Source organism: Kitasatospora sp. NPDC028055, assembly GCF_040637885.1.
Taxonomy (GTDB): Bacteria; Actinomycetota; Actinomycetes; order Streptomycetales; family Streptomycetaceae; genus Kitasatospora.
This window is the reverse complement of sequence record NZ_JBEZXE010000014.1, coordinates 110,670-130,497: the sequence shown is the minus strand read 5'-3', so window position 1 is coordinate 130,497 and position 19,828 is coordinate 110,670. Positions and strand designations below refer to the sequence as shown.

The 19,828-nt window shown below is 74.5% G+C and carries 20 protein-coding genes; 7 read left to right on the top strand and 13 right to left on the bottom strand.

Annotated elements, in window-relative coordinates; all coding sequences use genetic code 11:
- Positions 1–21: 21 nt before the first annotated feature.
- The 4 genes from AB0F71_RS17335 to AB0F71_RS17320 form a co-directional block, all read right to left on the bottom strand.
- Positions 22–498: a GerMN domain-containing protein gene (locus AB0F71_RS17335; RefSeq protein ID WP_360234372.1), complete on the bottom strand. Its 477-nt coding sequence runs from the start codon at positions 496–498 to the stop codon at positions 22–24.
- Complete coding sequence (locus AB0F71_RS17330) at positions 495–2,024, bottom strand: HAMP domain-containing sensor histidine kinase (protein WP_360234369.1); 1,530 nt, start codon at positions 2,022–2,024, stop codon at positions 495–497. Before AB0F71_RS17330 ends, AB0F71_RS17335 begins: the two co-directional genes overlap by 4 nt.
- Positions 2,025–2,244: 220 nt before the next feature.
- The gene (locus tag AB0F71_RS17325) at positions 2,245–2,946 is read right to left on the bottom strand and encodes a C39 family peptidase (protein WP_360234366.1); all 702 of its coding nucleotides are present in this window, start codon (positions 2,944–2,946) and stop codon (positions 2,245–2,247) included.
- Between the two features lie 109 nt (positions 2,947–3,055).
- On the bottom strand, positions 3,056–3,676 hold the full coding sequence (locus AB0F71_RS17320) for a TetR/AcrR family transcriptional regulator (protein ID WP_360234363.1): 621 nt from the start codon (positions 3,674–3,676) through the stop codon (positions 3,056–3,058).
- Positions 3,677–3,808: 132 nt separating this feature from the next.
- On the opposite strand from AB0F71_RS17320, the gene AB0F71_RS17315 reads away from it, so the two are divergent.
- The gene (locus AB0F71_RS17315) at positions 3,809–4,846 is read left to right on the top strand and encodes an aldo/keto reductase (RefSeq protein ID WP_360234483.1); all 1,038 of its coding nucleotides are present in this window, start codon (positions 3,809–3,811) and stop codon (positions 4,844–4,846) included.
- Between the two features lie 49 nt (positions 4,847–4,895).
- Here the strand turns inward: AB0F71_RS17315 and AB0F71_RS17310 are convergent, their stop codons facing one another.
- Positions 4,896–5,813, bottom strand: coding sequence for a LysR family transcriptional regulator (locus AB0F71_RS17310; RefSeq protein WP_360234360.1), 918 nt, complete (start codon positions 5,811–5,813; stop codon positions 4,896–4,898).
- A gap of 109 nt (positions 5,814–5,922) precedes the next feature.
- On the opposite strand from AB0F71_RS17310, the gene AB0F71_RS17305 reads away from it, so the two are divergent.
- The 3 genes from AB0F71_RS17305 to AB0F71_RS17295 all read left to right on the top strand — a co-directional run bounded on the left by AB0F71_RS17305 (position 5,923) and on the right by AB0F71_RS17295 (position 9,113).
- Positions 5,923–6,966: a zinc-dependent alcohol dehydrogenase family protein gene (locus tag AB0F71_RS17305; protein WP_360234357.1), complete on the top strand. Its 1,044-nt coding sequence runs from the start codon at positions 5,923–5,925 to the stop codon at positions 6,964–6,966.
- Positions 6,967–7,107: 141 nt separating this feature from the next.
- Positions 7,108–8,136 carry an ROK family protein gene (locus tag AB0F71_RS17300; protein ID WP_360234354.1) on the top strand — a complete coding sequence of 343 codons (1,029 nt, stop codon included), beginning with the start codon at positions 7,108–7,110 and terminating at the stop codon, positions 8,134–8,136.
- Positions 8,133–9,113, top strand: a complete 981-nt coding sequence (locus AB0F71_RS17295; protein WP_360234351.1) for a 1-phosphofructokinase family hexose kinase — start codon at positions 8,133–8,135, stop codon at positions 9,111–9,113. The genes AB0F71_RS17300 and AB0F71_RS17295 overlap by 4 nt, the downstream gene beginning before the upstream one ends.
- 19 nt (positions 9,114–9,132) lie before the next feature.
- Here AB0F71_RS17295 and AB0F71_RS17290 read toward each other — a convergent pair whose 3' ends face one another.
- From AB0F71_RS17290 to AB0F71_RS17270, 5 genes are all read right to left on the bottom strand, one after another.
- Positions 9,133–9,570, bottom strand: a complete 438-nt coding sequence (locus tag AB0F71_RS17290) for a hypothetical protein (RefSeq protein WP_360234348.1) — start codon at positions 9,568–9,570, stop codon at positions 9,133–9,135.
- A gap of 272 nt (positions 9,571–9,842) precedes the next feature.
- Positions 9,843–10,001 (bottom strand): hypothetical protein, encoded by a 159-nt coding sequence (locus AB0F71_RS17285; RefSeq protein WP_360234345.1) that lies wholly within the window; start codon positions 9,999–10,001, stop codon positions 9,843–9,845.
- A gap of 81 nt (positions 10,002–10,082) precedes the next feature.
- Positions 10,083–10,688: a LysR substrate-binding domain-containing protein gene (locus tag AB0F71_RS17280; RefSeq protein WP_360234480.1), complete on the bottom strand. Its 606-nt coding sequence runs from the start codon at positions 10,686–10,688 to the stop codon at positions 10,083–10,085.
- Positions 10,689–10,723: 35 nt separating this feature from the next.
- Complete coding sequence (locus tag AB0F71_RS17275; RefSeq protein ID WP_360234342.1) at positions 10,724–11,140, bottom strand: hypothetical protein; 417 nt, start codon at positions 11,138–11,140, stop codon at positions 10,724–10,726.
- A gap of 193 nt (positions 11,141–11,333) precedes the next feature.
- A complete protein-coding gene (locus AB0F71_RS17270; RefSeq protein WP_360234339.1) occupies positions 11,334–13,403 on the bottom strand; it encodes an MDR family MFS transporter in 2,070 nt (689 codons plus the stop codon).
- A 192-nt stretch (positions 13,404–13,595) separates the two neighbouring features.
- Here AB0F71_RS17270 and AB0F71_RS17265 point away from each other — a divergent pair, with 192 nt between their 5' ends.
- Entirely contained in the window at positions 13,596–15,152 is a 1,557-nt protein-coding gene (locus AB0F71_RS17265) for an MFS transporter (RefSeq protein ID WP_360234336.1), read from the top strand.
- On the opposite strand, the gene AB0F71_RS17260 is transcribed toward AB0F71_RS17265, so the two are convergent.
- The gene (locus AB0F71_RS17260; protein ID WP_360234333.1) at positions 15,115–16,002 is read right to left on the bottom strand and encodes an ABC transporter permease; all 888 of its coding nucleotides are present in this window, start codon (positions 16,000–16,002) and stop codon (positions 15,115–15,117) included. The genes AB0F71_RS17265 and AB0F71_RS17260 overlap by 38 nt on opposite strands.
- The gene (locus AB0F71_RS17255) at positions 15,999–16,910 is read right to left on the bottom strand and encodes an ATP-binding cassette domain-containing protein (protein ID WP_360234330.1); all 912 of its coding nucleotides are present in this window, start codon (positions 16,908–16,910) and stop codon (positions 15,999–16,001) included. Before AB0F71_RS17255 ends, AB0F71_RS17260 begins: the two co-directional genes overlap by 4 nt.
- A gap of 125 nt (positions 16,911–17,035) precedes the next feature.
- On the opposite strand from AB0F71_RS17255, the gene AB0F71_RS17250 reads away from it, so the two are divergent.
- On the top strand, positions 17,036–18,232 hold the full coding sequence (locus AB0F71_RS17250; RefSeq protein ID WP_360234327.1) for a sensor histidine kinase: 1,197 nt from the start codon (positions 17,036–17,038) through the stop codon (positions 18,230–18,232).
- On the top strand, positions 18,229–18,891 hold the full coding sequence (locus AB0F71_RS17245) for a response regulator transcription factor (RefSeq protein WP_360234324.1): 663 nt from the start codon (positions 18,229–18,231) through the stop codon (positions 18,889–18,891). The genes AB0F71_RS17250 and AB0F71_RS17245 overlap by 4 nt, the downstream gene beginning before the upstream one ends.
- 44 nt (positions 18,892–18,935) lie before the next feature.
- Here AB0F71_RS17245 and AB0F71_RS17240 read toward each other — a convergent pair whose 3' ends face one another.
- Positions 18,936–19,712, bottom strand: coding sequence for an SAM-dependent methyltransferase (locus AB0F71_RS17240; protein WP_360234477.1), 777 nt, complete (start codon positions 19,710–19,712; stop codon positions 18,936–18,938).
- Between the last annotated feature and the right edge of the window lie 116 nt (positions 19,713–19,828).

Here is a 19,828-nt window from a genome sequence, read left to right as displayed (position 1 = left end):
GGCCGTCAGCGACGCCCCCGCTCAGCCGGTGCGATGCAGGTCGCACTGCTGCTGGATGGCCGAGGGGGCGTCGCTGCTGACGATGGCGACCTTCGGCACCGGGCCGGTGGTGGGGGCGTCCTCGGTGGTGCAGACGAGCTGCTGGATGGCGGGGGCGGACAGCGAGGCGGCGGGCCAGGAGAGCCGCAGGGTGACCACGCCGGGGGTGGCGGTGGCCTGGACCCGGCCGCCCTTGGGGAGGTCGCTGTACAGCCCGGCGCGCTGTTCCGTCCGGTCGGGCCCGGCGAGCAGGGTGTCCAGGGTCTGCTGGAGGTCCTCGCGCCGGGTGGCCGGGCGGATGGCGGGCCGGATGCCGTGCTGGTCGAGGAGGTACAGCCGGGTGCCGGGCTGGACGCCGGTGGCCGGCTGGCCGCTGCGGACCGAACCGGTGGTGGAGATCGAGCAGCCGCCGGTCAGCAGCAGGGCGGCGGCCAGCGGGACGAGTCGGCGGACGGTCACCACTCCTCCTCCCCGTCCAGCCCGCGGGGCAGGACCAGGGTGAACACCGCTCCGCCGTCCGGCACGTTGGCGGCCTCGATGAGGCCGCCGTGCAGCCGGGCGTTCTCCTGGGCGATGGCCAGGCCCAGGCCGCTGCCCTCGGAGCGGGCCCGGGACTTGTCGGCCTTGTAGAAGCGGTCGAACAGGTGCGGGAGTTCGGCGGGCGGGATGCCCGGACCGTGGTCGGTGACGGTGAGCACCAGTTCCTCCTCGCTGCCCCGCAGGGCGAGCCGCACCGGCGGGCGGCCGTGTCGCAGGGCGTTGCCGACCAGGTTGGCGACGACGACGTCGAAGCGGCGCGGGTCGAGCCGGACGGGCAGGGCGGCGGGCAGGTCGAGGTCGACCTGCTCGCCCCAGCCGCGCAGGTCGAGGGTCTCGCGCACGGCGGTGGCGGCGTCGACGGTCTCGGTGCGCAGCGGGGCGGCCCCGGCGTCCAGCCGGGAGATCTCGATCAGGTCGTTGACCAGTCTGGTCAGCCGTACGGTCTCGTTGCTGATCATGCGCAGTGCGGTGGCGGTGTCGGCGGGCAGCTGCTCGGCGTCCTCGTCGAGGATGTCGGTGACGGCGAGCATCGCGGCCAGCGGGGTGCGCAGTTCGTGCGAGACGTCGGCGGCGAAGCGCCGGCCCTGGGACTCGACGGCGCGCAGTTCCTCGATGGTGCCCTGGAGGGTGCGGGCGGTGTGGTTGAAGGTCTTGGAGAGCTGGGCGAGTTCGTCGTGCCCGGTGACGGTCAGCCGGGTGTCCAGCTTGCCCTGGGCCAGGGCCCGGGCGGCGTCGCCGAGCGCCCGGACCGGCCGCAGCACCTGGCGGGCGGCCAGCAGGGCGAGTCCGGCGGCCAGTACGGCGGCGAACGCCCCGGCCCCGGCGGCGCCGGCGAGCAGGGCGGTGGCGGCGCTCTGCTCGCGGTCGAGGGGGAGCAGGGCGTAGACGGTGAGCCCGGACGCCCCGGCGGGGCCGCCCTTCGCGTAGGTGACGGGGACGCCGACGGCGAGCCAGGGGTGGCCGTCGGCGGCGAAGCGCTGGAAGGCGGCGTGGCCGGAGTCGACGGTGTGCTGGAGGGCCGGCGGGACGGCCACGGACTGGGTCCACTCCGAGTGCTCGGTGCCGTAGGAGGCCAGCACCCGCCAGTCGCGGAAGCCGCCGGTGCCCGACAACTGGACGGCCAGGCGGTCGAGTTCGCCCTGGGTGGGCGGGAAGGGCAGGGCCGGGGCGAGCACGTCGACGCGGCGGCGCAGCTCGTCCAGGGCGGTGTCCTTGGTCAGGTCGAGGGTGGAGGTGGTGGCGGCCCGGTAGGTGAGGGTGGCGGTGGCCAGTGCGCTCAGGGCGGCGACGGCGACGAAGGCGACCAGCAGGCGCGGCCGCAGCCCGGCGACGGCGCGGCGCAGCCGGACCAGCCGCGGCGGGTGCGGGCCCGGCCGCGGGGGCGGGTCGTCGGACGGTCGGGGGGCGGTGGCCGGTGCGGGGCCCGGGGTGGCGGCGGCGGTCACTGCGGCCCGAAGCGGTGGCCGCAGCCGAGGCCGCGGCGCAGCCCGCAGCGCGGGCCGAGCGCCGGGGCCTCGGGTGCGGAGTCGTCGTCCTCGATCAGGAGTAGCCGTGCCATGGGAGCCAGTATCGGGGGTTGACCTGGGGGAACGCGCCACCGGTGGGGGTCGGGGCCGGGTTCTTGCCAAAAACTCATACATCGCTCACAGGCTGCGCAGGCGCCGCTCAGTCGATGACCACCGCCATGTGCCCGTAGGTGGCGTAGCCGTCGGCGAAGTCGTCCTCGGAGACGGTCGTCCGGCCCCGCGCGGGGTCGTTGAGCGACACCCGGCCGCCGCTGAACCCGGTGACCACGACGGTGTGCTCGGCCGGCCCGGCGTACAGCACGCTCCGCCCGTCGTAGGCCGTGTAGGTGGTGCTCCGGAGGTGCCGCCAGAGGTAGTCCACCCAGACGACCGCCGGGTGGCCGGCGGCCAGCTCGTCCTTGAGCTGCTGGACGGAGATGCCCGAGCCGTCCTGGCGCACGGTGAGCCCGTACGAGCGGGCGGCCTTGGCGACGGGCGGGGAGTAGACGCCGAAGCCGGTGCCGGCCGTCTCGGAGCCGTCCGGGTCGCCGACGAAGGCCTCGTAGGGGTCGCCGGAGCGCGGGCCGGAGTGGCCGAACTCGGGGTGCTCCCGGTCGACGCCGATCCGGTCCAGGATCTGCTGGTCGTCGGCGGTCACGCCGCGCGCGGCGAGGAGCATGCGCAGGGCGGCCGCCTCGCAGTCGTTGCCGAGCTGCTGCTCGTAGTACGGCACGGAGGCGGCGGGGGCGGCGGCGGGCGCGGCCGACACGGGGCCGGCGCCCGCCGCCAGGGTCGCGGTGGTCAGGGTCGCGGTGGTCAGGACGGCGAGCCAGGTCGCCCGCGCGCGTGAGGTGATCGACATGGGCATGACGCTACGAAAGATGGTCGCGCTCCGCAGCCGGTGGGCGACGATCAGGTGACGGACCGTATGCGTCGGTGCTCCCGGCTGACCGGCTGACCGGATGACCGGCTCAGCCCGCGGCCCGCCGGTACGCCCCCGCCCGGGCGGCGGCCTCGGCGGCTGCCGCGGCGCGGTCGGCGGCGGCCTCGTCCAGCGGCTCGGCGGTGGTGAGCATCCGGTAGTAGAGCGGCGCGGAGACGGCCCGGATCACCTCGAACGGGTCGGTGTCGGGCGGGAGTTCGCCGCGTTCGACAGCCTCGGTGACGCACGGCGCCCACTCCCCGACCCGGCGCCGGTAGAAGTGCCGCAGCGCCTCGGCCGTGCCCGGGTCGCCGTTGGCGGCCACCAGGACGGCGCGGAACAGCGCGCCCTGCCTGGGGTCGGCCAGGGTGCGCCGGACCAGTCGGGCGTTGGCCCGCAGGTCCTCGGCGAGCGAGCCGCTGCGGGTGCGCGGTAGGGACTGCTCGGCCATGTCGGAAAGCAGGTCGGCGAGCAGGGCGGTGGTGCTGCCCCAGCGCCGGTAGACGGTGGTGCGGCCGACCTCGGCGCGCTGGGCGAGGTCGCCGAGGTCGAGGCCGGCGAAGCCGTGCTCGACCAGGGCGTCCTCGGCGGCCCGCAGGACGGCGGCGCGGACCCGGGCGGTGCGGCCGCCGGGGCGGACGGTGCCGGGGGAGGAGGGCTCGTCGACCATTAACGGGATTCCTGTTCCATTAGTTGGGCGGGGTCTGCTAGCTTCGAACCATCCTAACGGAACCAGAGTCCCATTAGGGGCTTCGAGGAAGGCACCGCCATGTCCACCTCCACCGAACCCACCTCCACCGGCATGGAGTACCGCCGCCTCGGCGCCTCCGGCCTCAAGGTCCCCGCCCTCAGCCTCGGCACCGGCACCTTCGGCGGCCGCGGCCCGCTGTTCGGCGCCTGGGGCAGCACCGACGTCCAGCAGGCCCGCCGCCTGCTCGACATCGCCCTCGACGCCGGGGTCACCCTCTTCGACACCGCCGACGTCTACTCCGACGGCGCCGCCGAGGAGGTGCTCGGCCAGGCCCTGCGCGGCCGCCGCGACCAGGTGCTGATCTCCACCAAGGCCGGCCTGCCGCTCGGCGACGGCCCCCAGGACGCCGGCACCTCCCGGGCCCGGCTGGTCCGCTCCGTCGAGGACGCGCTGCGCCGCCTCGACACCGACCACCTCGACCTCTTCCAGCTGCACGCCTACGACGCCGCCACCCCGATCGAGGAGGTGCTGGCCACCCTGGAGGACCTGGTCCGCGCGGGCAAGATCCGCTACACCGGCGTCTCCAACTTCTCCGGCTGGCAGCTGATGAAGTCCCTCGACCTGGCCGAGCGCCACGGCCGCCCCCGCTACGCCGCCCACCAGGTCTACTACTCCCTGGTCGGCCGCGACTACGAGTGGGAGCTGATGCCGCTCGCCGAACAGGAGGGCGTCGGCGCCCTGGTCTGGAGCCCGCTCGGCTGGGGCCGCCTCACCGGCCGGATCCGCCGCGGCGAGCCGCTCCCGGCCGGGAGCCGGCTGCACGACACCGCCGACTACGGCCCGCCGGTCGAGGAGGAGCTGCTGTTCCGGGTGGTCGACGCCCTGGACGAGGTCGCCGCCGAGACCGGCCGCAGCGTCCCCCAGGTGGCGATCAACTGGCTGCTGCGGCGCCCGACCGTCTCCTCCGTCATCATCGGCGCCCGCAACGAGGAGCAGCTGCGGCAGAACCTCGGCGCCGTGGGCTGGTCGCTGACCCCGGAGCAGGTCGCCCGCCTGGACGCCGCCAGCGCCCGCACCGCGCCCTACCCGTACTTCCCGTACCGCCGCCAGGAGGCCTTCGCCCGCCTCAACCCGCCGCTCGCGGGCTGATCCCGCCGGGGCCGTTCTCCGGGCCCCGCCGTATTCAGCCCCGCCGTGTTCAGCCCAGCCGGGCGGCGGCTTCGAGGCAGGCGGCGACCGTCGGCTGGTGGGCCGTGCCCTGGCGGACCGCCGTCTCGATCGTGCGGGTGAGCGTGGCGTCCGACACCGGCCGTACGGTCAGCGACGGCGGCAGGCGGTCGGTGGCGAGCCGGGGGATGAGCACGGTGTGGCCGCCGCTCGCGGCGAGGGCGGTCATGGCGGCGAAGTCGGTGCAGGTGTGCCGCACCCGCGGGGTGAAGCCGGCCGAGCGGCAGGCCTGGAGGACGGCGTCCCCGCAGGGGGTCTGCGGCGGGGCGGTGATCCACGAGGTGTCCGCGAGCTCCCGCAGGTCGACCGGGACCCCCGCGCCGCCCGCGGCCGTCGCCGGGGCGGCGGCCGGGTGGTCGGCCCGCAGCACCGCGACCAGCGGATCGGTCCGCAGGGTGCGGGTCTCGATGCCGGGGTGCGGGGGCGCGGCGAGGTTGGTGTAGCGGTAGACGAGCGCGACATCGGCCCGGCGCTGGAGCAACAGCCGTACGGCGGCCTCGGGTTCGGCCTCGGTGATGTGCACCTCCAGGCCGCGGTGGGCGCGCTCCAGGGCCTCGCCGAGCGGGGCCGCGAGCGGGACGAGCGCGCTCGGGAAGCAGGCGAGGTGCACCGGGCCGGTCGGCTCCCCGGCGCCGGTGCGCAGCCGTTCCCGGGCCTCCTCGAGCGCCGCGAGCACCGCCCCGGTGTCCGCGGCCAGCCGGTGCCCGGCCGCGGTGAGGTGGACGGAGCGTCCGGTGCGCTCCAGCAGCGCGGTACCGGCCTCCTCCTCCAGCAGCCGCAGCTGCTGGGAGACGGCGGAGGGCGTGACGCGGTGGAGTTCGGCCACGGCGGTCACCGTGCCGTGCGCCTCCAGGTCGCGCAGGAGGACGAGTCGTCGGACGTCGAGCATCAGCCCAGCTTAAGGGCCTGCTGTAGGAGATGTAGCTGGACGCGGAGGCGGGCGGACGGCGAACCTGACTGCCCCGACCCCAGTCCCCGAGCAGTACGGGAGTGTCTTCGTGCGTGCCACCGTGATCCACGGCCCCAACGACATCCGGATCGAGGAGGTGCCCGACCCGGTGGTCCGGCGGCCCACCGACGCGGTGGTGCGGGTGGTCAACGCCTGCATCTGCGGCAGCGACCTGTGGGCGTACCGGGGCGTCGCCGCCCGGGTCCCCGGGCAGCGGATCGGCCACGAGTTCCTCGGCGTGGTCGAGGCGGTCGGCGCCGAGGTGACCGGCTTCACGCCGGGCGACTTCGTGCTCGCCCCGTTCGTCTGGTCGGACGGCACCTGCGAGTTCTGCCGGGAGGGCCTGCACACCTCCTGCCCCGAGGGCGGCTTCTGGGGCCAGGTCGGCTCCGACGGCGGCCAGGGCGAGGCCGTCCGGGTGCCGTTCGCCGATGGCACCCTGGTCCGGCTGCCCCGGGAGGCCGCCGGTGAGGAGAAGCTGCTGCCCGGCCTGCTCGCCCTCTCCGACGTGATGAGCACCGGCCACCACGCCGCGGTCTCCGCCCGGGTACGCCCCGGTGCCACCGTCGCCGTGGTCGGCGACGGCGCGGTCGGACTGTGCGGCGTGCTCGCCGCCCACCGGCTCGGCGCCGGGCGGATCATCGCGCTCGGCCGGCACGAGCGGCGCACCGCGATCGCCCGCGACTTCGGCGCCACCGACGTCGTCGCCGAGCGCGGCGAGGCCGCCGTCGAGGCGGTCCGGGAGCTGACCGGCGGGCTCGGCGCGCACGCCGTGCTGGAGGCCGTCGGCACGGAGGAGTCGATGCGGACCGCCGTCTCCATCGCCCGCGACGGCGGCACGGTCGGCTACGTCGGCGTGCCGCACGGCGGCTCGGCCGGTGTGGACATCTCGCAGATGTTCGACCGGAACGTCTCCCTGGCCGGCGGTGTCGCCCCGGCCCGGGCCTACATCCCCGAGCTGCTGCCGGACGTGCTCTCCGGCGCGATCGACCCCGGCGCGGTCTTCGACCGCACGGTGGATCTCGACGGCGTCCCCGACGGCTACCGGGCGATGGACGAGCGTTCGGCGCTCAAGGTCCGCATCGCCTTCTGAGGCAAGTCGTCCCGGGGGCGGTCGGGTCGTGTGGTGTCGCGATCACCAGTTCCCCCGCTGCCCTCTTGTTCAAAGTTGATCGACTGCCCTATCTTTTGCTCAGCTTCAAGCAACTCATTGCAGATTCGAGCAGGGGGATCGATGGGCCACATCGCCGCCGGGAACGTCATCGCCCTGGACATCGGCGGCACCGAGATCAAGGGCGCCGTGGTGGCGGAGGACGGAACGGTCCTGCGCAGCGAGCGCCGGCCCACCCGGCCCGCCCGCGGCGGCGGCGCCGTCCTCGACACCGTGCTCGGCTGCGCCGCCGAACTCGCCGAGCTGGCCCGGCGGGCCGGAGCCCCGCCCAGGGCCGTCGGCGTCGTCGCGCCCGGCCTGGTCGACGAGACAGCGGGCACCGTGGTCAAGGCGGTCAACCTCGACTGGCACGACCTCCCGATCCGCGACCGGGTGGCCGAACACCTCGGCCTCCCGGTCGCGTTCGGCCACGACGTCCGGGCCGGCGGCCTCGCCGAGGCCCGCCTCGGCGCCGGGCGCGGCAGCGACTCCTTCGTCTTCGTCCCCGTCGGCACGGGCATCGCCGCCGCCGTGGTGACCGGCGGCCGCCCACAGAGCGGCGCGCGCGGCATCGCGGGCGAACTCGGCCACCTGGTGGTACGGCCCGGCGGCGAGCGCTGTGCCTGCGGTGGCCGGGGCTGCCTGGAGACCGTCGCCTCCGCCTCCGCGATCTCCCGCCGCCACGCCCGGCTCACCGGCGCCCCGGACCTCGGCGCCGAGGACGTGCACCGGCGGGCGACGGCCGGCGAGCCCGTCGCCGTCGAGGTCTGGGCCGAGGCGGTGGCGGCCCTCGCCGACGGCCTGGCCGCCACCACCGCTCTGCTCGACCCGGAGCGGATCGTGATCGGCGGCGGCCTCGCCCGGGCCGGGGCGGACCTCCTCGCCCCCCTGGGCACGGCACTCGCCGAGCGGCTGGCGTTCCGTACCCCGCCCCGGCTGGTCGCGGCCGAACACGGCCGCAGTGCGGGCTGCCTCGGTGCGGCCCTGCTGGCCCGGGATCTGTTGGCCCGGGAGCTGTCGGCGGGGGACCTGCCGGCGGGGGACCTTCCGGCCGGGGACGTGCCGACCGGGGGCCCGTTCGTCCACGTCTCGTCGCCCGGAGGCGCGTCGTGATCCTCACCGTCACCCTCAACGCCGCCGTGGACGTCACCTACCGTCTCGACCGGGTGGCCCAACACGGCAGCAACCGGGTCGGGCCCGTCACCGAACTGGCCGGCGGCAAGGGCGTCAACGTCGCCCGGGTGCTCGCCGCGCTCGGTCACCACACCGTGGTCAGCGGCCTGGTCGGCGGCGCCACCGGGCAGGCCCTGCGGGCCGACCTCGCGGCCGCCGGGCTGCGCGACGAACTCCTCCCGATCGCGGGCTCCACCCGGCGCACCGTCGCCGTGGTCGAGGACGCCACCGGCGACGCGACCGTCTACCTGGAACCCGGCCCCGCCGTCACCGCCGAGGAGTGGTCCGACTTCACCGTCCGCTACCGCCGACTGCTGCGCACCGCCCGGGCCGTCGTGCTGTCCGGCTCGCTGCCCCTCGGCGTGCCGCCGGACGCCTACGGGCAGTTGGTCGCCCTCGCCGTAGAGGCGCGGGTGCCCGCCGTCCTCGACGCCGAGGGGCCCGCCCTGCTCGCCGGACTGGCCGCCGGCCCGGCACTGATCAAGCCCAACGCGGCCGAACTCGCCGCGACGGCGGGGCCGGTGGACCCGCTCACCGGCGCCCGGCTGCTGCGCGCCGCCGGTGCCCGAGCCGTCGTCGTGTCCCTCGGCCCCGGCGGGCTGCTCGCCAGCACGCCGGAGGGCGACTGGCATGCCCGCCCACCCGAGGACGTGCGCGGCAACCCGACCGGCGCCGGCGACTCGGCGGTGGCCGCGCTCACCGCGGGCCTGGTCGCCGGGACCCCATGGCCGGAGCGGCTGGCCGAGGCCGTCGCCCTGTCCGCGGCGACCGTGCTCGCGCCGCTGGCCGGGAGCTTCGACCCGGCCGACCGGCGCCGGCTGCTGCCACTCGTCCGGGTCGAACCCGTCCACCCGCCCGGGCCGACCCCCACCCGGCCCCCGTCCTCCGGCCCGCAAGGCGGACCGCACCCTGCGTGAACGGTCGGTCCGGCTCCGGTCATACCTGCTCTCGGTAGACCCTGATCTCCACGGGCCTGTGCTCGCGGACGACCGCCCAGGCCCCTCGATCGGTCAGCCCCTCGGCCCACTGATCGAGATCGTCTTCGGTGTCGTGGAAGAACCACGACTCGAAGCTGCCCAAGGCACTCAGGGGAGCGGCGGAGTCATACCGGAGTTCGCAGTGGACCTGCAGGTAGTGGTGGTGATCACCGCTGCTGTCGTTGATCTCGAACTGCCGCGTGAGGTCCAGCGAGAACGTCGGCGGGCCATCGAACGAGTAGGTGCCGTACTGGAAGAGCAGCCCGTCGGCGTCGGGTGTGTCCGGGGTGTCGAAGCGGGCCCGGCCGAAACGGAGGAACGCCGACCAGGCGTCCTCCGTGCTCAGATCGGCGACCGCACGCTGCCCGGCCTGCAACTCGCCCTGCAACAGGTGCACGGCTTCATCCGTCGACGCTCTCCCCGGCATGCCCTGATCTCCCAACTCGCCGAAACGGGTGGCCAGCCTAGCTGCCGCCCGCCCGGCGGACGTGGCGGTGGTCGGCGACCGGGTCGCGGTGCGCGGTGGCCGGCCGACCGGGGCCCGGGCGGGTCAAGTGCTCCGCGTTCGGTGAGGCGTAGCGGTCCGTCGAGGTGCTGCGGCCCGGTGCGGTGGCCCGGTGAGGTGCGGTGGCGGGGCCGGGTGAGCCCCGCCCGGGGCCGTGGCGTCGGTCAGTGGTGCTCGGAGCGCTCGGCGGTGTGGCCGCCGGCGGTACTGGCGGGGGCCTCGGCGACGGTGGCGGTGCGGGGCGCGGTGTGCTGGCCGTAAGCGGCCCCGAGGGACAGCAGGGCGGCGGCGGCGATCAGGAGGGCGGATATCCGGCGGGTCATCGGAGTCCAATCAGCTGAAATGGATACTGACGCCAGAAGCATGACACACCAGCAGCTCATGGCACAGGGAACGGCAGGGGTTCAGCCCGCCCGGCGCCGCTGCAGCAGCGAACCGATCTCCGCTGCGGCGGCGTCGAGTTCGGCGCGGAAGGCGTGCAGCACCGGATTGCGGTTGGAGGCCCGGGTCATCCCGATCCGGCGGTGCAACTGGGGGTGGTCCGGCCGGCAGACATGTACCCCGGCGTCGTCGGCCAGGCCGAGCGCGGGGATCAGCGCCACGCCCATCCCGCGCCCGGGCGAGGTTGACGGTGACCCGGTAGTGGTCGCTGCGGCAGCGCACCCGGGGCGGAACCCCTCGGCCGCGCAGGCGCGTTCGAGCACCGGCTCACCGGTGCCGCCGCCGTGGGTGCCGATCCAGCTTTCGTCCGCCAGCTCCGCCAGCCGTACCACCGGGCGCCGCCCCAGCCGGTGCCGGGGCGGCAGCACGACCAACTGCGGCTCGGTGAAGAACACCCGCACCTGCACCGTCGACTCCCGGTACCACGGGTCCAGCGGGTGCTCGAAGACCACGGCCGCGTCCAGCCGGCCCGCCTCCAGGTCGGGCACCAGCTCGTGCGGCTGGCCCGTCACCAACTCAAGCTCCACCCGCGGGTGCCGGGCCGCGAAGCCGGACAGCGACCGGGACAGGGGCGAACATGGGTCGATTCCGACGTGAAAGAGCCTCAGTTGTCGTTATCAATAAACCCTGGAGGCTCGTCGTCAACGCAGATTGTGACGCCAACATCAACCGGCTGACTGTAGTCCACGTGAAGGACGAACTCGACGCCGCCTTCCTCGCCTTGGAAGTGGTCGTTCTCGCCATGTGGCGAGATGTTGCTGACCCACACGTTCGCGTCGCCCAGGTTGTAGATGAAGTCCTGTTCAACGGAATGGCCGCCAGGAGTTTGGATTTCGCTGGGCCCTGCGTCCCTCACTTCGCCAGCGGTTACGTGGACCACAGCGTGCCGGGTGTGGACAACGCCGGGCAACCCAAAGTTCTTGGGTATTCGCCCTTGCTGGCCCCTATACCTGATTCGGAATGACTTTGGCACCTCTACCTCCTGAATCTCAGGAAGAGGCAGCCAGTCGACCCTAGCCACCTTCGTCTTCCAGCGTCACCCCTGTAGGAGTGACCAGCAAACGGAGCGTCGACGGCGCATACTCACGGGACCTGCTACCGCGCCGATCTCGCTCTTGTCAACGACGGCGTGCGCGCCGACCTGGCCGCGCTGGTCGACACCCTTCCTAGCGGGGCCCGGGACACGGCAGGGAGCCGGGGCCGGCGGGCGGCCCTCATCGGACCTTGGCGTTGTCCTTCGGGCGGGCGGTGGCCGGGACTCCGTTGGCGAGGTCCTCGGCGAGGAGGCGCCAGGCGATGGCGTCGGCGGCGGTGCGGAGTTGGGGGCTGCGGGGGCGGCCGGCGTCGGCGTCGAGGCGGGCGTTGAGCCAGCCGGACCAGGCGCGGGCGAGGGCGCGGACCTCCTGGGTGCCGGCCTCGGTGTGGGTGAGGCGGTCGCCGTCGCGGGTGAGGTAGCCCTCGGCGGCCATTCGGTCGAAGACCGGTTCGAGGACCTCGGGCGGCAGCTTCTTGCGGGTGGCGATGAGGTCGAGGGAGGCGTGGCCGAGGGCCTTGGTGTGGCCGGCCACCTCCATCAGGGCCCAGGCTCCGGCGAGGTCGACGCGGGTGTCGGCGTCGCCGACGATGGTCCGCACGGTGTCCAGGTCGACCCCGCGCACGATCTTGCCGACGGCGTACTCCAGGTGCGGGTCGGAGTCGCTGGTGGTCGGCTGGGCGAAGCCCTCGCCCATGTCGGTGGAGCCGGCCCGGGTGGTGTCGCGCAGCTGCACCTGCTTGAGGAACAGCGCGACCACGAAGCCGACCACGGCCACCGGGATGGTCCACAGGTACACGGTGTGCAGGGCGTCCGAGTACGACTGGATGATCGGCGCGGCCTGCTCGGCGGGCAGCTTGTGCAGGCCCTGCGGGCTCCCGGCGGCGTGTACCAGGACGGCCGGGTCGGCGCCGGTGAGCCGGGCGGAGGCGGCGACGCCCTTGGCCAGTTCGGTCTTGAGGCCGTTGGCGTAGATGGTGCCGAACACGGCGGTGCCGAAGGAGCTGCCGATGGTGCGGAAGAAGGTCACCCCGGAGGTGGCGGTCCCGAGGTCGGCGTAGTCGACGGTGTTCTGCACGGCGATGGTCAGCACCTGCATGCTCAGCCCGATGCCGACGCCGAGCACGAACATGTAGAGCGAGGCCAGCGCGGTGCCGGTGCCGGGTTCGAGCCGGGACAGCAGGTAGAGGCCGAGGGCCATCACCAGGGTGCCGGCGATCGGGAACAGCCGGTACTTGCCGGTCTTGCTGACCACGTTGCCGCTGGCGATCGAGGCGATCAGCAGGCCGATCACCATCGGCAGCATCCGCACGCCGGAGACGGTCGCCGAGTCGCCGTCCACGTACTGGAGGAAGGTCGGCAGGAAGGTCAGCGCGCCGAGCATCGCGAAGCCGACGATGAAGCTGAGCACCGAGCAGACCGCGAACACCGGGTTGCGGAACAGCCGCATCGGCAGCATCGGTTCGGCGGCCCGGGTCTCCGCCCAGCAGAACAGTCCGAGCGCGACCGCGCCGCCGACGAACAGGGCGATGATCACCCCGGAGCCCCAGGCGTACTGGTTGCCGCCCCAACTGGTCGCCAGGATCAGGGCGCTGGCGCCGACCGAGACCAGGGCGATGCCCAGGTAGTCGATCACCGGCCGTACCGCCGAGCGCACCGAGGGGATGGTCCGGGCGGCCGCGATCACCACGACGACGGCGATCGGCACGTTCACGTAGAACGCCCAGCGCCAGGACAGGTGGTCGGTGAACAGCCCGCCCAGCAGCGGCCCGATGACGGTGGCCAGGCCGAACACCGCACCGATCGCACCCTGGTACTTGCCGCGTTCGCGCAACGGGATGACGTCCGCGATCAGCGCCATGGCGGTGACCATCAGCCCGCCCGCGCCGATGCCCTGCACCGCCCGCCAGGCGATCAGCAGGGTCATGTTGGTGGACAGGCCGCACAGGAACGAGCCGCCGACGAAGACGATCGCCGAGACCTGGAAGATCAGCTTGCGCCCGTACAGGTCGCCGAACTTGCCCGCCAGCACGGTGGCCACCGTCTCGGCCAGCAGGTAGGAGGTCACCACCCAGGACATGTGGGCGGCGCCGCCGAGGTCCGAGACGATGGTGGGCAGCGCGGTGCCGACGATGGTCTGGTCGAGGGCGGCGAGCAGCATGCCGAGCACGATGGTGGCGAAGACGACGTTCCGCTGCCGTACGTCGAGCACCGGCGGGGCGGAGGGCTGGGTCTCGGTGGCGACGGTCATGCCGCCAGCCTCGGGGGCGTGGTGGCCGGTCGCGATCCGGTTCGTCCGTTCGGGTGAACACCCCTCGCGTCCGGGGCCGCCCGGGGTCGGATGGGGCCGGACGGGGTTCGGGTGGCGGCGGGGTTCGGCCCAGGTGAGGATGGGCCGGAGCAGAGCCGGGACCAGCCCCCGGGCGCCGGGAGGAGGCTCCCCATGACCGCCCCACCCGCCCGCGACGCGGAGCGCCCGTGCCCGCAGCCGCCCGGCGCCTCCGCCGTCGGCGGGCGGGCCGAGGTGCGGCGCTGGCGGGCGCTGACGGTCTGCCTGGTCGCCGGGTTCATGACCCTGCTGGACGTCAGCATCGTGAACGTCGCCCTGCCCACCGTCCGGGCCGGACTGCACATGTCCGACAGCGGTCTGCAGTGGGTGCTCAGCGGCTACGCGCTGGCCTTCGGCCTGGTGCTCGTCCCCGCCGGGCGGCTCGGCGACGCCCGCAGCCGGCGGGCCGTCTTCCTCACCGGGCTGGCCCTGTTCACCGCGGCCAGCGCGCTGGCCGGGGCGGCCCAGGACCAGGAGTGGCTGGTGCTGGCCCGGCTGTTCCAGGGCGCGGCCGGCGGGGTGCTGGTGCCGCAGGTGTCCGGCTTCATCCAGACCCTGTTCCAGGGCCCCGAACGCGGCCGGGCCTTCGGCGTGCTGGGCGCGACCATCGGGCTGTCCACCGCCGTCGGGCCGCTGCTGGGCGGGCTGCTGATCCACCTGTTCGGCCCGCAGGACGGCTGGCGCTGGGTGTTCCTGGTCAACCTGCCGATCGGCCTGGCCGCCCTGCCGGTCGCCTACCGGCTGCTGCCGCCGCCCCGCCCGGCCGCCGAGCGGGCCGGGCACCGGGACTTCGACCCGCTCGGGGTGCTGCTGCTCGGCGCGGGGACGGTCGCCCTGCTGCTGCCCTTCGTCCAGGAGCAGCAGTGGCACGGCCCGGCGCGCTGGCTGCTGCTGCCGCTGGCGGCGGTGCTGCTGACGGCCTTCGTCGGCTGGGAGCGCCACTACGCGGGGGAGCGGCAGGACGCCCGGCGGCGCGAACCGCTGGTCAGCATGGCGCTGTTCGCGGTGCGGCCGTACGCGGCGGGGGTGCTGCTGTCGCTGGTGTACTTCGCCGGGTTCACCGCGATCTTCTTCATCTTCACGCTCTACCTTCAGGCGGGCCTGCACTACTCGGCCCTGACGGCGGGCCTGGCGATCACCCCCTTCGCGGTCGGCTCGGGCGTGGCGGCGCCGGTGGGCGGGCGGCTGGTGGGCCGGCTCGGCCGGCGGCTGGTGGTGCTCGGGCTGCTGCTGGTGCTGGTCGGCCTGCTGGCCTCGGCCCTGGCGGTGCAGCTGTGGTCGGGGCAGTCGGTCGGCTGGGCGACGGTGGGTCCGCTGCTGGTCGCCGGGGTGGGCAGCGGTCTGGTGATCGCCCCGAACCAGACCCTCACGCTCCAGCACGTCCCGCTCGCCCGCGCGGGCAGCGCCGGCGGCGTCCTGCAGACCGCCCAGCGGGTGGGCTCGGCGGTCGGCATCGCCGTCGTCGGTTCGGTCTTCTTCGCCCACGCCTCCGGACGCCGGCCGGACTGGGCGCTCGCCTTCCAACTGGGCGTCACGGTCGCGGCCGGTCTGGTCCTGGCGGCCCTGCTGGTCGCCCTCGCCGACCAGTGCGCGGGCCGGCGCGAGGCCGGCCCGGGCGGTGGTCACGGCGCCGTCAGTGGTCGCGCCGCCGGATCACCGCCACCGCGATGAGCACCGAGGCCAGCGCCCACACCGCGTACGTGGTCCAGGCGCCGGCGACGGTGGCGGGGTAGTCGGTGGGGCGCATCCCGGCCAGGGTGGTGCGGGCGAGGCGCCCCCAGGCTGAGAAGGGCAGGGCGTGCAGGAGGTCGGCGCTCCAGCGGTAGCGCTCGGTGACGACGGAGGGCAGGAAGAACAGCAGCACGATGGTGCCCACCGCCGCGCCCGCGCTGTGCCGGATCAGGGTGCCGAGGCAGAGTCCGACCAGTCCGCAGACCGGGGCGAACAGCGCGGCCGCCGCCACGTACCGCAGTGCCGTCGGGTCGGTGATCGACTGTCCGATGCCCTGGTCGGCCAGCATCGCCTGGGTGAGGGCGAAGGACAGGCCCGCGGTGCCGATGCCGAAGCCGAGCAGGACGGCCGTCAGCACGCCCGCCTTGGCGAGCAGCACGGCCCGGCGGTCGGGGACGGCGGCCAGGGTGGTGCGGATCAGGCCGGTCGCGTACTCGCCCGCGATGACGATCGCGCCGAGACCGCCCGAGAGCAGCATCACGACGTCGGCGGAGCCGGTGATGAAGGAGACGTTCAGGGCCTCCTGCTTCATCGTCGTCGGGTCGCCGTCGCCGGGCGTGTAGTGGTCGTGGGTGTACTGGGCGGACTTGAGATTGGCGGCGAGGATGACCAGCGCGCCGACGGCGAGCACCCAGGGGATCGAGCGCAGTGACCAGAACTTGAGCCACTCGGCGGCGAGCAGGTCGCCGAAGCGGGCCCGGCGGACGGGGGTCGCGGATCGGACGGGGGGTGCGGATCGGGCAGGGGCCGAGGAGTGCACGGGGGTCGTGGAGCGCAGGGGGGTGTTCAACGGGGGTCTCCGGCGAGGTATTCGACGCTGTCGGCGGTCAGTTGCATGAAGGCCTCCTCCAGGGAGGCGCCGCGTTCGGTCAGGCCGTACAGCAACAGGCGCTGTTCCAGGGCGAGTTCGCCGATCTGTCCGGCGTCGAGACCGGTCACGTCCAGGCCGCCGTCCGGCCCGGGGCGGACGGTGGCGCCGGCGGCCCGCAGTACGGCCGTCAGCCGGTCGGGTTCGGCGGCGCGGACGCTGACGGCGGCGCGTCCGGCCCGGGCGGCGAACTCGCCGAGGCTCTCGTCGGCGATCAGCCGACCGCGGCCGATCACCACCAGCCGGTCGGCGGTGTGCTCCATCTCGGCCATCATGTGGCTGGAGACGAAGACGGTGCGGCCCTCGTCGGCGAGCCGGCGGAACAGTCCGCGCACCCAGAGCACGCCCTCCGGGTCCAGCCCGTTCAGCGGCTCGTCGAAGAGCAGCACGGGCGGGTCGCCGAGCAGGGCCCCGGCGATGCCCAGGCGCTGCTTCATGCCCAGCGAGTAGCCGGCGATCCGGCGCCCGGCGGCGTCGGCGAGGCCGACCTCGGCGAGCACCTCGTCCACCCGTCGGCGCGGGATCGCGTTGCCGAGGGCCAGCGCCCGCAGGTGGGCGGCGCCGGTGCGGCCGCCGTGCACGTCCCCGGCGTCCAGCAGGGCGCCGACCTCGCGCAGGCCGCGTGGCAGGCCGCGGAAGTCCCGGCCGCCCACGGTGGCGGTGCCGGAGGTGGGGGCGTTGAGGCCCAGCACCATCCGCAGGGTGGTGGACTTCCCGGCGCCGTTGGGGCCGAGGAAGCCGGTGACGTGGCCGGGGCGCACGGTGAAGGTCAGCCGGTCGACGGCGGTGCGGCGGCCGTATTGCTTGGTCAGCTCGATGACTTCGATCATGGGCACCACAGTGCCGGGGGAGCCCCGGCCGCCGCATCGGACCGGTGTCGACACCGCGGGTCGGCCCCGGTCGTACAACCAGGGTTGGATGACGGCGCCCGACCCCACCGTTACGATCTTGAACCATGCCCGCGACACCTACGCCCCCGTTCATCCGGCGTGTCCCGCCCGAGGCGTGGGTCGCCCTCGCCTGGTGTGTGGCCGCCGCCTACCCCGCCGTGCTGCTCGGCGCCTCCAGCCCGTTGCACCGCGGCGCCGCCCTGCACGGCGGTCTCGCCTTCACCCTGGGCGACACCGCGATCGCCTTCGTCGGCGCGGCGCTGGTGCGCCGGCTGCCGGTGCTCTCGGTCGTCGTGCTGCTGATCGCCACCTGGACGGAGACCGACGGCTGGGCCGGCCACACCCAGGTGTCCCCGGCCGCCCTGCTGGCGGTGTACGTCGCACTGTTCCTGATCACCGCCCATGCCCCGCGCCGCAGTTCGCGCGCCGCCTTCGCCGTGGCGGCGCTCTTCCTGGTGCTGCACATGGGCCTGGTGCACGGCAACACCGTCGGCATCTTCACCGGCACCCACATCGGCTCGGCCGACGGCGCGGCGCTGCTGGCCCTGGTCGCCTGGCTGGCCGGGCGCTCGGTGCGGCAGAACCGGGAGCACGCCGAGACCCTGAGCAGCCGGGCCGCCGCCGAGGCGGTGACCGCCGAACGGCTGCGGATCGCCCGGGAGATGCACGACACCGTCGCGCACAGCATCGGCATCGTGGCCCTCCAGGCCGGCGCGGCCCGCCGGGTGATCGACCGCCGGCCGGAGCGGGCCAAGCAGGCACTGGGCGAGATCGAGGCGGCCGGTCGGGAGACCCTGGCCGCGCTGCGCCGGATGCTGGTCGCGCTGCGCCAGGCCGACGGCGAGGTGTCCGACACCGTCCCGGCGGGCCTGGCCGACCTCGACCGGCTGGCCGCGACCACCACCGCGGCCGGGGTACGGGTGGAGCTGCGGCGCACGGGCGAACCGGGCCCGCTGCCACCGGAGATCGACCTCTCGGCGTTCCGGATCATCCAGGAGTCGGTGACCAACGTGGTCCGGCACGCGCGGGCCGCCGAGTGCCTGGTGACCGTCGACCGCAGCCGGGCGGAGGAGCTCCGGGTGGAGGTCGCCGACCGGGGCCGGGGCCGGGGCCACGGCTCCACGCCCGGCAGCGGCTTCGGCCTGGCCGGGCTGCGCGAGCGGGTCGCGCTGCTGCACGGCGAGTTCGAGGCCGGGCCGCGCCCGGACGGCGGCTTCCGGGTCGCCGCCCGGCTGCCCGTCCCCGCGGGGGTCGGCCGATGATCCGGGTGGTGCTGGCCGACGACCAGCCGCTGGTGCGGGCCGCGTTGGAGATGGTGATCACCGAGACGACGGACGTCGAGGTGGTCGGCGAGGCGGGCGACGGCGCCGAGGCCGTCCGGCTGGCCGCCGAACTGCGGCCGGACGTCGTGGTGATGGACATCCGGATGCCCGGCACCGACGGCATCGAGGCCACCCGGCAGGTGACCGCCGCCGGCGGGCCGTCGAAGGTCGTGGTGCTCACCACCTTCGACGAGGACGAGCACGTGTACGCGGCGCTACGCGCCGGGGCCTCCGGCTTCCTGGTCAAGGACATGGCGCTGGACGACATCCTCGCCGCGGTGCGGGTGGTGGCCGCGGGGGAGGCGCTGATCGCCCCGAGCGTCACCCGGCGGCTGATCGGGGCGTTCGCGGCCCAGCAGCCCAAGCCCGCACCGGCCGCCGCCGCGCGGCGGCTGGAGGTGATCACCGAGCGGGAGCGGGAGATCCTCACCCTGGTCGGCCGGGGCCTGTCCAACACCGAGATCGCCGCCGAACTGGTGCTCAGCATCGCCACCGTGAAGACCTACATGACCCGTCTGCTCGCCAAGCTGGACGCCCGCGACCGGGTCCAACTGGTGATCCTCGCCTACGAGGCGGGCCTGGTCGCCGTTCCCGGCTGACCCGGACAGGCCCCGGCCGATCAGGTCCCGCCCCGTCGGTGAGGTCAGTCCTTGACGGCCACGCCCGCGTACATCGCGATGTCCCGGTCGCGGATCGCCGGGGCGTCCGGGTCCGGCCGCCAGTGGTGGACCAGGGTGACCCCCGGGTCGAGCAGCCGGTAGCCGTCGAAGAAGGCCTCGGTCTCGGCCTTGTCGCGGATCTGCAGCGGGATGCCGCGGGCGTTGTACTCCCGGCCGACGCCGCCCACCCCGACCGGGTCGGTGTCGCCGGTGAACACGGTGAGGGCGAGGAAGCTGCCGGGCGCCAGCGCGTCCATGAAGCGGCGCACGATGCCCTGCGGGTCGTCCTCGTCCAGCACGAAGTGCACGATGGCGATCAGCGAGAGCGCCACCGGCTGCGAGAGGTCGAGCATCTCGCGCAGCCGGGGGTCCTCGATGATCGACTCCGGGTTCCGGAAGTCGGCGTCCACGTAACAGGTGCGGCCCTGGGGCGTGCTGTCCATCAGGGCGCGCGCGTGGGTCAGCACGATCGGGTCGTTGTCGACGTAGCCGACCCGGGCCTCGGGGGCGATCGCCTGGGCGATCTCGTGCACGTTGGGCGAGGTGGGGATGCCGGTGCCGATGTCCAGGAACTGCCGCACCCCGTACTGCTCGGTGAGGTGGCGCACCGAGCGCTGCATGAAGGCGCGGGTGGTCCGCATGGACGTCGGCAGCGCCGGCCAGGCCCGGACGGAGGCGTGCGCGGCGGCCCGGTCCGCCTCGAAGTTGGTCTTCCCGCCGATGAGGTAGTCGTAGACCCGTGCGGAGTGGGGCACGTCCATCCGCAGGTCGACCGAGGGGTAGTGCTCGTCCGTCACGCTCTCGCTCCCCGTTGCTTCGGGCATCCGTCACCGGGCGCCAGGGCGGCCGGTCTTGGTGCGCATGGTAACGGTTCGCC

Bases quoted from the DNA above. Each gene is read 5' to 3' on its own strand.
- AB0F71_RS17325 (WP_360234366.1), bottom strand. From the start codon at position 2,946: ATGTCGATCACCTCACGCGCGCGGGCGACCTGGCTCGCCGTCCTGACC.
- AB0F71_RS17320 (WP_360234363.1), bottom strand. From the start codon at position 3,676: ATGGTCGACGAGCCCTCCTCCCCCGGCACCGTCCGCCCCGGCGGCCGC.
- AB0F71_RS17315 (WP_360234483.1), top strand. From the start codon at position 3,809: ATGGAGTACCGCCGCCTCGGCGCCTCCGGCCTCAAGGTCCCCGCCCTC.
- AB0F71_RS17310 (WP_360234360.1), bottom strand. From the start codon at position 5,813: ATGCTCGACGTCCGACGACTCGTCCTCCTGCGCGACCTGGAGGCGCAC.
- AB0F71_RS17300 (WP_360234354.1), top strand. From the start codon at position 7,108: ATGGGCCACATCGCCGCCGGGAACGTCATCGCCCTGGACATCGGCGGC.
- AB0F71_RS17285 (WP_360234345.1), bottom strand. From the start codon at position 10,001: ATGACCCGCCGGATATCCGCCCTCCTGATCGCCGCCGCCGCCCTGCTG.
- AB0F71_RS17270 (WP_360234339.1), bottom strand. From the start codon at position 13,403: ATGACCGTCGCCACCGAGACCCAGCCCTCCGCCCCGCCGGTGCTCGAC.
- AB0F71_RS17265 (WP_360234336.1), top strand. From the start codon at position 13,596: ATGACCGCCCCACCCGCCCGCGACGCGGAGCGCCCGTGCCCGCAGCCG.
- AB0F71_RS17255 (WP_360234330.1), bottom strand. From the start codon at position 16,910: ATGATCGAAGTCATCGAGCTGACCAAGCAATACGGCCGCCGCACCGCC.
- AB0F71_RS17250 (WP_360234327.1), top strand. From the start codon at position 17,036: ATGCCCGCGACACCTACGCCCCCGTTCATCCGGCGTGTCCCGCCCGAG.
- AB0F71_RS17245 (WP_360234324.1), top strand. From the start codon at position 18,229: ATGATCCGGGTGGTGCTGGCCGACGACCAGCCGCTGGTGCGGGCCGCG.
- AB0F71_RS17240 (WP_360234477.1), bottom strand. From the start codon at position 19,712: ATGGACGTGCCCCACTCCGCACGGGTCTACGACTACCTCATCGGCGGG.